Here is an 11,405-nt window from a genome sequence, read left to right on the forward strand (position 1 = left end):
TGTTTCTTTACCGGCTTCCCGGTGGATTGGGAACCCGTAACGCCAAATGAAACGGGCAGGTATTTATAAGAGATTCACTGCCTTGCCGGATTTGTAAGCAAAAAATGACAAGAACGAATATTTTTCGTGACATTTCGCAGGCAGTCCGCTATTTTTTTAATCATAAGGAGAAAGTAAGAATATTTCTGCTTTCCTACGCGGTCAAAGTCTTGGGAGGATGTGACCTAGGCGCGGTTTTCCGCAGCCGCCACGCAAGTGGATTTGGTCAGACGCGATCTTTAAAATGCAAGGTGAAAGCCTTGCATTTTTTTTGTCTGATTTTGTCGAATCAATACGTTGCTGTATTTTCTTGAAGTAACTTATCACTCGCCTCTTGGCGCTTCAGCTTCCAACACTGCATTGTAAATAAAATAGCGGCAGGAACGATGTGAGAGATTACTGGCGCGCGCCGTATCCAATTTCATTAGCAAGCTAATCTGATTTTTTTCGTGGCGGGTAATTCTAGCGGGCGAAATTCAGTCCAGTTGCGGAAAAAAAACTGGCAGATCGTTTACTCCGTAACCCAGGATCTCATTCACCACATAGAAGATGGCAAATATGATTGTAGACACAATCGTCGTCAGCAGGAAAACCCGGCCCATGCGGTGCTTGTGCGGTGCGCTCGGCGTTGTTCCCAGTGTCACATCGTCTTCGTCTGCCTGCGTGCGAAGGCCAATTGGCAGCATTGTGAAAAGTGTGAGCCACCAAAATATGAAATACACCGCCATTGCGGTCGCGATTGGCATTCTTATTCTTGCTCCAGTTCAATCAGCGTCCCGTTAAAATCCTTCGGGTGAAGAAAAATAACGGGCTTGCCGTGCGCGCCGATCTTCGGCTCACCATCACCGAGAATGCGCGCACCCTGCTTTTTTAGCCGATCGCGCGCAGCGTGGATATCGGGCACTTCGTAGCAGACATGGTGCATACCGCCTGAGGGGTTTTTGGCCAGAAATGCGGCAATAGGCGAGTCCGCACCCAAAGGTTCCAGCAATTCGATCTTGGTATTGCCAACATCGATGAAGACGACGGTGACGCCATGTTCCGGCAAAGCCTGCGGCTGCGTCAGTTTTGCGCCAAGTGTATCGCGATAAATCACGGACGCTGCCTCCAAATCAGGCACGGCGATCGCGACGTGATTGAGACGTCCGAGCATGGGCGTTTCCTTATGGGCGGGTCACGAAAACCGTAACCACCGGCTTTTTACCCCAGACCTCATTGGCCGCGGCACGAACTGCCCTGCGCACTGCTTCGCGTACCATGGCAATATCCTTGCGTTTTTCGCGGGGAATACTTTGGACCGCACTCACCGCCGCATCGTACAGCAGATCCTCGAGCAGCTCACCTTCGGCGTCATTTTCCGGAAGCCCGATCGGAACGATTTCAGGGTCTTCCATGATATTAAATTTCTCGTCAAGCAGCATCGAAACCGCAACATGCCCGACATAGGAAAGCTTGCGGCGATCGACGATACCAACTTCTTCCTCGTCACCAATCAGCTTGCCGTCCTTGTACCAACGGCCAATCGGAGCTTGATCAATGATTTCCGCCCTACCCGGCGCAAGTCGCAGTACGTCACCATTACGCACCTGTGGCACTTCCGGAATTCCCGCCATCGCCGCCAGCGAACCCTGTCCGACCAGATGCGCGGCCTCGCCGTGCACAGGTACGAGGATGCGCGGACGCACCCACTCGTACATGCGCTTCAATTCATTGCGGCGCGGATGCCCGGAGACGTGCACCAATTGATCGCCATCGGAAATGATGTGGATGCCCTGCTCGATCAACAAGTTTTTCGTGTCGATGATTGGCTTTTCGTTGCCGGGAATCGGGCGCGAAGAATAGATCACCGTATCGCCCGCCGATAATGCAACATTGCGCATTTCGTCGCGCGCAAGCTTGGCAAGCGCCGCGCGTGGCTCGCCTTGGCTGCCAGTCAAGACGATCACCATGTTTTCGCGCGGTATATAGCCGTAGTCATCTTCGGACAGGAATTCGGGGACTCCATCGAGATAGCCAAGCTCGCTCGCCACATCGATCATGCGCTTCATCGACCGGCCAAGAACCAGGGTTTGCCTGCCGGCGTCGCGCGCTGCCAAAGCTATCGAGCGAATGCGCCCGACATTCGATGAGAAAGTCGTTACCGCAACGCGGCCGCGGGCATTTTCTATGATCTCGCGCAGGCTTTCGCCGACTTCCCGCTCGGACGGCGACTCACCATCGCGCAAAGCATTGGTGGAATCGCACATCAACGCCAGCACGCCCTCGTCGCCGAGTGCGCGAAATCGGGCTCCATTGATGAGTGGTCCGAGCGATGGTTCCGGATCCATCTTCCAGTCGCCCGTGTGAATGACAGTACCCAACGGTGTCTTGATCGCCAGCGAAACCGGTTCGGGAATCGAATGGGTAACGGCGATGGCTTCGAACTCGAATGGCCCCACGTTAAACGTCTCACCTGCACGGTAGATCGTTACAGGAATATTCGGCGCTCCGGGTTCCGACTGGCGCTTGGCAGCAAGCAGACCTGCCGCGAAGGGCGTCGCATAAACAGGAACGTTCAGTAAGGGCCAAAGGTCAAGCAACGCGCCGTAATGATCCTCGTGGGCATGCGTTATGACGATGCCCTTGAGATTGTGGCGTTCCGCTTGCAGGAAACGAATATCCGGCAACACCAGATCAGCGCCTGGAAGATCCGGGCCGGCAAAGCTCACCCCCATATCGACCACAACCCATTCGCGTTTATGCGCAGGACCATAGCCATACATGGCCAGGTTCATCCCGATCTCGCCGACACCACCTAGGGGCAGGAAAACAAGTTCTGCTTGGTCGGAACTAGCCATTTATACTCCTAAACTAAAATCTACTCAGCACGTGCCGACGCCACCGCACCAAAATGAACGTCGCCAGCGGCAATCTTTATCCGTTCGCCTTCATTGTCGCGAATGACAAAACGGCAATCTTCATCGATAGTTTCGAATATACCACGCAGCACAGCTCCGTCGACTCGGACGGCAACTTCGCTACCCACGCCCGCCGCCCGTGCGAGCCAGCGCTTGCGAATCTCGGCTAGCCCTCGGCCTTCACGCCAGATCCTGCTGTTTTCTTCCCATGCATCTGACAAAGCCAGAAAAAGTGTTTCCGCGTCGCAATTTGCGCCGAGCTTCATCAGCGAAGTGGCCGGGTAAGGAACATCATCAGGGTAGACGACTACATTGACACCGATACCAACAACGATCGCCAAACGATTGTCTGGCAGTTGTGTCGATTCCAAAAGAATGCCCGCAAGCTTTGCACCGTCTGCCAAAAGATCATTCGGCCATTTCAGCTCGACGCGCATAGGGGATTTGCCGCCCCGGCTATCTCCCGCTCCATCGATTCCTACTTTGAAGGCCGCCGCTGGACAAACAGCATCCAGGGCATCGGCGAGGGACAGCCCAGCGACGAAGCCAAGTGTGGCGGCGGTTTTCAGCTCGAAGTTTCCGGTCAAGAGCAGCGAAGCAGCGAGATTGCCATGCGAGGTTGTCCAGGCTCGGCCGCGTCGTCCACGACCGCTCTCCTGCTGTTTGGAGACGATCCAAAGTTTTCCGGGATCGCCCGCCTGCGCACGTTCCAATGCCACGGCGTTGGTTGAGCCGATCGTATCGAATGCCTCCAGCCGAAAGCCGTCTTGCTCTGCCAGAGGCGAAAGTGAGAATCCCATCGGGCTCCTAGAAAAACGTCTTGGCGGCAGCGTTAGCAAACGTGCTGACCGGGCCGCCCACCAGGACGTAGAATAGCACCAGCAGGCCTGACACTCCAAGGACCAGGCGCAACTCGCCCGCCATGGGAACGAAAGCGCCGACGGGTTCGTCGAACCACATGATCTTGATGATGCGCAGATAGTAAAACGCACCGACGACCGAAGCCACGATACCAATAATAGCCAGCGCATAAAGATTGGCCTGCATTGCTGCAAGGAAAGTATACCATTTGCCCCAGAACCCAGCGAGCGGCGGAATACCGGCCAACGAGAACATCAGGATCGTGAGGATGGTCGCCATGATCGGATCTCGTCCGTGACAGGCCGGCAAGATCACCGATCGACTCGACATTGCCCTCCTTGCGACGCATGGCAAGAATAAAGGCGAATGTGCCAAGTGTCGTGACCAGATAGATCAGCATATAGATCGCAACACCCCGCACACCGACGAGTGTACCGGCTGAGAGCCCGACAAGGGCGTAGCCCATGTGGCTGATCGAGGAGTAGGCCATGAGACGCTTGATATTCCGTTGGCCAATGGCGGCGAATGCCCCAAGGACCATGGATGCGATCGCGATAAACACGATGATCTGTTGCCAATCATGGGTGATGGGCTGGAAAGTCTCAACGGCAACACGTGTAAACAATGCCATGGCTGCCATTTTCGGCGCAGTCGCGAAGAAAGCGGTGACCGGCGTAGGCGCCCCCTCATAAACGTCCGGCGTCCACATGTGGAACGGCACCGCCGAAATCTTGAAGGCAAGACCCGCAAAGATGAATACGAGACCAAACACAACGCCAAGCTGCCGCTCGGAACTGCTCAGTGCCTGTGCAATTGCTTCGAAACCGGTGTGGCCGGTAAAGCCGTAGACCAAGGAAATTCCGTATAGCAGCATGCCCGAGGAGAGCGCGCCTAGAACGAAATATTTGAGGCCAGCTTCCGTCGAGCGCGCGCTGTCACGGTTGATGGCAGCGACGACATAAAGCGCAAGCGACTGTAGTTCCAAACCGAGATAAAGCGACAAGGTATCATTGGCAGAAATCATCAGCAGCATGCCGAGCGTCGCCAAAAGGGCCAGGATCGGGAATTCGAACTTGTCGAACTTCTCTGATTTGGCAAAACCGACCGACATGACAAGCGTCACTATAGATCCGACCAAGGTCAGGACCTTCATGAAGCGAGAGAATGGATCGGTGACGAAAGCGCGACCGAAGACATGACCGTCCTGCGGGAACAGAACGACAAGCGCCAGCGCCACGAGCAAGATGGCTACCGTTAGACTGTTGACAAGCGAATAGGCCCGCTCCCCAGAAAACGCCCCGATCATCAGTAGCGCCAGTGCGCCCACCGTGATCAGGAGTTCAGGAGCCATGAGCGTCAGGTTGGCAATCATATCGGTTTGCATCGGCCTTGGCCTCTTCCTGCTATTTCAACGCCAGTGTGGCCGCTGAGGACAGCGCGTTATTATATTGGTTGATCAGAGCGTGTACGGAGCTTGCCGTCGCATCAAAGATCGGCATCGGATATACGCCGTAGAAAATGGTGAGGATTACCAACGGGTAGATGACAGCCTTTTCACGCGGCGACATATCCAGAAGCGACTTCAGGCTTTCCTTGTCCAACGATCCGAATATGACGCGCCGATAGAGCCACAGCGCATAGGCCGCCGAGAAAATAACGCCGCTGGTCGCGAAAAGGGCAACCCAGGTGTTCACGCGGAAAACACCAAGCAATGTCAAAAACTCACCGATAAACCCCGAAGTGCCAGGAAGACCAACGTTGGCCATGGTGAAAATCATAAACACAACTGCATATTTCGGCATGTTGTTGACAAGACCGCCATAGGCAGCGATTTCGCGCGTATGGGTCCTGTCATAGACGATACCGACGCAGAGAAACAGCGCGCTGGATACCAGGCCGTGCGACAGCATCTGGAATATTGCGCCCTGAATGCCCTGCTCGTTGGCTGCGAATATGCCCATCGTGACATAGCCCATATGAGCAACGGATGAATAGGCAATCAGCTTCTTTATGTCTTGCTGCGCCAGCGCAACCAGCGAAGTGTAGATGATGGCGACGACTGAAAGCGTATAGATCAGCGGTGCAAAATCGGCCGATGCGATCGGGAACATCGGCAGCGAGAAACGAATGAACCCATAACCGCCAAGCTTCAACAGGATGCCGGCCAGGATGGCCGACGCTGCTGTCGGCGCTTCAACGTGGGCATCCGGCAACCATGTGTGCACCGGCCACATTGGCATCTTCACCGCAAACGAGGCGAAGAAGGCGAACCACAACCAGGTCTGCATCGACGCGGGAAACTTGTAGGCAAGCAAGGTCGGAATATCCGTCGTACCGGCCTGCCAGTACATCGCCATGATGGCAAGCAGCATCAGCACGGAGCCGAGCAAGGTATAAAGGAAGAATTTGAAGCTGGCATAGACGCGCCTCTTACCACCCCAGACGCCGATAATGATAAACATCGGCACGAGAACGGCTTCGAAGAACACGTAGAACAGCACGATATCGAGCGCGCAGAACACGCCAATCATCAGTGTTTCGAGAACCAGAAACGCGATCATATATTCTTTGACGCGTGTCTGGATCGCTTCCCAGCTCGCCAGAATGCAAAGCGGCATCAGGAACGTGGTGAGGATGACGAACAGCATGGAAATGCCGTCGACGCCCATGTGGTAGGAAATTCCGGAGTCGAGCCAGTCAGCCTTCTCGACAAACTGGAAGCCGGCTTGGCCGTTATCGAAATAGTACCAGATCGGCAGTGAGAGCAGGAACGTGATGATCGTCGTCCATAGGGTCACATTGCGGATGTTGCGGCGTGCAGCATCGCTGTCGTCCCGGATCATCAGAACGAGAAGGGCACCGACCAATGGCAGGAAGGTAACAGTCGAGAGAATTGGCCAGTCGGTCATCAGAAATTGCTCCCGAGCATCATCCACGTGACGAGTGCGGCGACCCCGATGAGCATCGCGAACGCATAGTGATAAAGGTAACCGGACTGCAGGCGAACCACCCGGTTGGTGACGTCAACCACGCGTGCGGAAATTCCGTCCGGCCCATGCCCATCGATCAGCCAGCCATCCCCCTGCTTCCAAAGGAAGCGACCAAGAGCCTTTGTCGGACGTACGAACAGGAAGTCATAGAGTTCGTCAAAGTACCACTTGTTGAGCAGGAACTGATAAAGGCCAGGATGCTGTGCAGCGAGCCGCCTCGGTGTCTCGGGCGAGCGAATATAGAAGTACCAGGCAACGATGAATCCAACGGCCATCGCCAGGAAGGGTGACATTGCAACGAGGAACGGCACGTGATGATGTTCTTCAAGGATTTCGTTCTCCGGCCCCGTGAAGATCGCGCCCTTCCAGAATTCCGCATACTCATGCCCGAAGAAATATTCGCGGAATATGACACCGGCGAACAGTGCTCCGGCAGCCAGAATGAACAGCGGAACCAGCATGACATAGGGCGACTCATGCACATGATGCATTACGTCGTGGCTGGCGCGCGGCTTGCCATGAAAAGTCATGAAAATCAGGCGCCATGAATAGAAACTCGTGAAGATCGCGGCCACGACAAGAAGGATAAACGCGTAACTGGCCATTGGGCTGTGCGATGCGAACGCGGATTCGATAATCATGTCCTTCGAGAAGAAGCCTGCCGTGCCGATAAGTGTTCCTGGAATACCCAACCCTGTCAGGGCAACAGTCCCGACGATCATCATCCAGTAGGTTTTGGGGATCAACGTGCGCAAACCGCCCATGTGGCGCATGTCCTGTTCATCGGAAACGGCGTGAATGACGGAACCCGCACCAAGGAACAGCAGCGCCTTGAAGAATGCGTGTGTGAACAGGTGGAAGATGCCAGCACCATAAGCACCAAGACCCAAGGCAACGAACATGTAGCCGAGCTGCGAACAGGTTGAGTAAGCGATCACGCGCTTGATGTCGTTCTGCACGAGGCCAACAGTTGCGGCAAAGAACGCTGTCGTCGCGCCGATGAATGTCACGAAAATCAACGCCGTATGCGACAATTCGAAGATTGGCGATAACCGCGCAACCATGAAAACGCCGGCCGTCACCATCGTCGCCGCATGGATCAGTGCCGAGACCGGTGTCGGGCCCTCCATGGCGTCCGGCAACCAGGTGTGCAGCAAAAACTGCGCGGACTTGCCCATCGCACCCATAAAAAGCAGCAGGCACGCAATGGTGATCGCCCCCTGTTTGTCGAGGGTGTAGCCAAGGAAATTTAGTACGGTCTGACCACTCTCTGCGACGCCCTCAGCCGGAAGATACTGCGCAGCGGAAGCAAAAAGCGTGTCGAATTGCACCGTATCGAAAAGCACGAACAGCGCGAAGATGCCGAGCAGGAAGCCAAAATCGCCGACGCGGTTGACCACGAAGGCCTTAATGGCGGCTGCATTTGCGGAGGGTTTCTTGACCCAAAAGCCGATCAGAAGATAGGAAGCAAGGCCAACACCTTCCCAACCGAAGAACATCTGGACCAGATTATCACCGGTCACCAGCATCAACATGGCGAAAGTGAAGAGCGAGAGATAGGCAAAGAAGCGCGGTCGATTCGGATCATGATGCATGTAACCGATCGAATAGGTATGAACCAGCGCCGAGACAGTATTGACGACAACCAGCATTACCACGGTCAGTGTATCGATACGCAGCGCCCAGTCGAAGCTTAATGAACCCGACTCGACCCAGTGCGCTACTGGAACCTTGAACGCTTCACCATGACCGAGTGCCACGGTTGCAAAAGCAATCCAGGAAAGGACCGCGCAAACGATCAACAGTCCAGTCGTAACATACTCGCTCGCCTTCGCACCGATCGATGAGCCGAAAAGGCCAGCAATCAAAAAGCCAAGCAGCGGAAGGAAGACAATCGCCAGATACAGCATGCCCCCGTCAACCTTTCATCATGTTGACGTCTTCCACGGCAATCGACCCACGATTGCGATAGAACACGACGAGAATAGCAAGACCGATCGCTGCTTCTGCAGCGGCAACGGTCAAGACAAACAGTGCAAACACCTGGCCGACCAAATCGCCCAGTGCAGCGGAGAACGCCACGAAGTTGAGGTTAACGGCAAGCAGGATCAATTCGACCGACATCAGAATGATGATGACGTTCTTCCTGTTGAGGAAGATGCCGAAGATCCCGAGCGTAAACAGCAGGGCAGAAACAGTCAGATAATGTGCGATACCGATTTCCATCATGACACCTCTGTCAGGCCCTTGCCTGTTTCAACCTGTTTGACCTCGATGGCCGTGGCCGGCGTACGTGCGACCTGTTCTGAAACGTTCTGTCGCTTGATGTTCGGTTTGTGACGAAGCGTCAATACAATCGCGCCAATCATCGCAACCAGAAGGACGAGACCAGCAATCTGGAAAAAGTAAACATAGTCCGTATAGAGAATATCGCCGAGCGCGGCTGTATTGGTGCGCGTCGCCACGTCGGGCGTTGGCTGGAATGCCACAGTCCCAAGTTTCGGTGCAAACACCGATCCGCCCAGAACGATAATCAGTTCAGCAGCAAGGATCAAACCGACGAGCGCGCCAATGGGCGCATACTGCAGCGCGCCGCTTTTCAGTTCAGCGAAATCGACATCGAGCATCATGACAACGAAGAGGAACAGAACCGCAACCGCGCCGACATAGACGACCAAAAGGATCATCGCCAGGAACTCGGCGCCGGTCAAAAGGAACAAACCTGCCGCATTGAAAAATGCGAGGATCAAGAACAGTACGGAGTGCACGGGATTGCGCGCCGCAATCACCATGAACGCACTGGCGACGGTTATGAAGGCGAAGAGATAAAAAAACGCCGCCGCGATACCTGTCAGCATGGGTTCCCCCGATTTCCATTTCCGGCAGGACTTCCCTGCCAATTTCTAACTTCGTCTTGCAGCAATTTTGGGCGGGAAACCGGTTCCCACTTTCCCTGAAATTGCTCTGATGCAATTCACGCGATTTCCGCGCGTTCGCAGCCTCTTAGCGCATGTTCCGGTCCGATAGAAGCTATCGTCCAAGGACACAAGCGCGCACGCATTTTTACCGGTAAGGCGCGTCCATGGCGATGTTGCGCGCCAGTTCCCGCTCCCAGCGATCGCCGTTAGCAAGCAGCCGGTCCTTGTCATAGTAAAGCTCCTCACGGCTCTCCGTGGCGAACTCGAAATTCGGCCCCTCGACAATGGCATCAACCGGGCACGCTTCCTGGCAAAAACCGCAATAGATGCACTTCACCATGTCGATGTCATATCGCACGGTGCGGCGCGTTCCGTCGTTGCGGCGCGGGCCTGCTTCGATCGTGATAGCCTGCGCAGGGCAGATCGCTTCGCAGAGCTTGCAGGCGATGCAACGCTCTTCCCCATTGGGGTAGCGACGCAGCGCATGCTCACCGCGAAAGCGCGGGCTGAGCGGACCCTTCTCGTATGGATAATTCAACGTTGCCTTCGGAGCAAAGAACTGCCGCATCGACAGAAAGAAGGCCCCGACAAATTCCAGAAGCAGGAGGGATTTGGCAGCTTGTGCCAAGGAACCAGTATTAGAACTCATGGCGTAAGACCCGTGATTTTAAGGAAGGCCGCCGTCGCAATGACCATGAAGAGCGAGATAGGCAGGAACACCTTCCAACCCAGGCGCATCAATTGGTCATAGCGATAGCGCGGAACGAATGCCTTCACCATGGCAAACATGAAGAAGCAGAAGAACAGCTTGAGTAGAAACCAGACTACCCCCGGCACCCAATTAAGGAACCACACATCAACTGGCGGCAGCCAACCGCCCAGGAACATGATGGTCGTCAGCGCGCACATCAATGTAATCGCAACGTATTCGCCAAGGAAGAACAACAGGAAGGCAGTAGACGAATATTCGATCATATGACCGGCGACCAGTTCCGATTCCGCTTCAACGAGATCGAAGGGCGGACGGTTGGTTTCTGCCAGTGCCGAGATGAAAAAGATGATGAACATCGGGAACAGACCGAGCCAATGCCAATCCAGAAATGAACTCGGCAGCCCGACGATCGTGCCCAAGCCGTCCCTCTGTGAATTGACGATATCGGTCAGGTTCAATGAACCGACGCATAGAAGAACAGTGACGATGACGAAGCCGATAGAAACCTCGTAAGACACCATCTGCGCCGCGGAGCGTAAAGCGCCAAGAAACGGATACTTCGAATTCGACGCCCAGCCGGCCATGATCACGCCGTAAACTTCAAGCGAAGAGATGGCGAGGACATAAAGAATGCCAACGTTGACGTTGGCGACCGCCCAGCCCTCGTTGACCGGGATGACCGCCCACGCTGCCATGGCAAGTACCGACGAAACCAGCGGCGCCAGCAGGAAAATTCCCTTGTTGGCGCCGGATGGAATGATCGGCTCCTTGACGACGAACTTCAGCAGATCGGCGAACGACTGCAGCAAACCAAATGGCCCAACAACGTTTGGGCCCCGACGCAGCTGAACTGCTGCCCAGATCTTGCGATCCGCATAAAGCAGATAGGCGATGATCAGCAGCATCACGACCAGCATCAGAAGTGATTTTCCAAGAATGATCAGCAGCGGCAGGATATAGGTTGCGAAAATTTCTTCCATGTCAGTTT

The 11,405-nt window shown here is 54.9% G+C and carries 10 protein-coding genes and 1 pseudogene; all 11 read right to left on the reverse strand.

All coding sequences use genetic code 11. The annotated features are described in order from the left end of the window. Positions 1–515 precede the first annotated feature (515 nt). The 11 genes and pseudogenes from N8E88_RS28705 to nuoH all read right to left on the reverse strand — a co-directional run bounded on the left by N8E88_RS28705 (position 516) and on the right by nuoH (position 11,397). A complete protein-coding gene (locus tag N8E88_RS28705) occupies positions 516–785 on the reverse strand; it encodes a DUF1467 family protein (protein ID WP_262293505.1) in 270 nt (89 codons plus the stop codon). 2 nt (positions 786–787) lie between these two features. Next, positions 788–1,192: a methylmalonyl-CoA epimerase gene (mce, locus tag N8E88_RS28710; RefSeq protein ID WP_262293506.1), complete on the reverse strand. Its 405-nt coding sequence runs from the start codon at positions 1,190–1,192 to the stop codon at positions 788–790. 10 nt (positions 1,193–1,202) lie between these two features. After that, positions 1,203–2,876, reverse strand: a complete 1,674-nt coding sequence (locus tag N8E88_RS28715) for a ribonuclease J (protein WP_262293507.1) — start codon at positions 2,874–2,876, stop codon at positions 1,203–1,205. Positions 2,877–2,896: 20 nt separating this feature from the next. Further along, positions 2,897–3,736: a biotin--[acetyl-CoA-carboxylase] ligase gene (locus N8E88_RS28720; RefSeq protein WP_262293508.1), complete on the reverse strand. Its 840-nt coding sequence runs from the start codon at positions 3,734–3,736 to the stop codon at positions 2,897–2,899. Between the two features lie 7 nt (positions 3,737–3,743). Next, positions 3,744–5,181, reverse strand: a pseudogene (gene nuoN, locus N8E88_RS28725) (NADH-quinone oxidoreductase subunit NuoN). 19 nt (positions 5,182–5,200) lie between these two features. Next, a complete protein-coding gene (locus tag N8E88_RS28730) occupies positions 5,201–6,706 on the reverse strand; it encodes an NADH-quinone oxidoreductase subunit M (protein WP_262293509.1) in 1,506 nt (501 codons plus the stop codon). Then, complete coding sequence (gene nuoL / locus N8E88_RS28735; RefSeq protein ID WP_262293510.1) at positions 6,706–8,697, reverse strand: NADH-quinone oxidoreductase subunit L; 1,992 nt, start codon at positions 8,695–8,697, stop codon at positions 6,706–6,708. The genes N8E88_RS28730 and nuoL overlap by 1 nt, the downstream gene beginning before the upstream one ends. Positions 8,698–8,704: 7 nt before the next feature. After that, the gene (nuoK, locus tag N8E88_RS28740; protein WP_112530899.1) at positions 8,705–9,013 is read right to left on the reverse strand and encodes an NADH-quinone oxidoreductase subunit NuoK; all 309 of its coding nucleotides are present in this window, start codon (positions 9,011–9,013) and stop codon (positions 8,705–8,707) included. Then, the gene (locus tag N8E88_RS28745; RefSeq protein WP_112530898.1) at positions 9,013–9,645 is read right to left on the reverse strand and encodes an NADH-quinone oxidoreductase subunit J; all 633 of its coding nucleotides are present in this window, start codon (positions 9,643–9,645) and stop codon (positions 9,013–9,015) included. The genes nuoK and N8E88_RS28745 overlap by 1 nt, the downstream gene beginning before the upstream one ends. 205 nt (positions 9,646–9,850) lie before the next feature. Continuing rightward, positions 9,851–10,354 (reverse strand): NADH-quinone oxidoreductase subunit NuoI, encoded by a 504-nt coding sequence (nuoI, locus tag N8E88_RS28750; protein ID WP_112530897.1) that lies wholly within the window; start codon positions 10,352–10,354, stop codon positions 9,851–9,853. Then, entirely contained in the window at positions 10,351–11,397 is a 1,047-nt protein-coding gene (gene nuoH / locus N8E88_RS28755) for an NADH-quinone oxidoreductase subunit NuoH (RefSeq protein WP_262293511.1), read from the reverse strand. The genes nuoI and nuoH overlap by 4 nt, the downstream gene beginning before the upstream one ends. Positions 11,398–11,405: the final 8 nt, after the last annotated feature.

This window comes from Phyllobacterium zundukense (assembly GCF_025452195.1).
Taxonomy (GTDB): domain Bacteria; phylum Pseudomonadota; class Alphaproteobacteria; order Rhizobiales; family Rhizobiaceae; genus Phyllobacterium; species Phyllobacterium zundukense_A.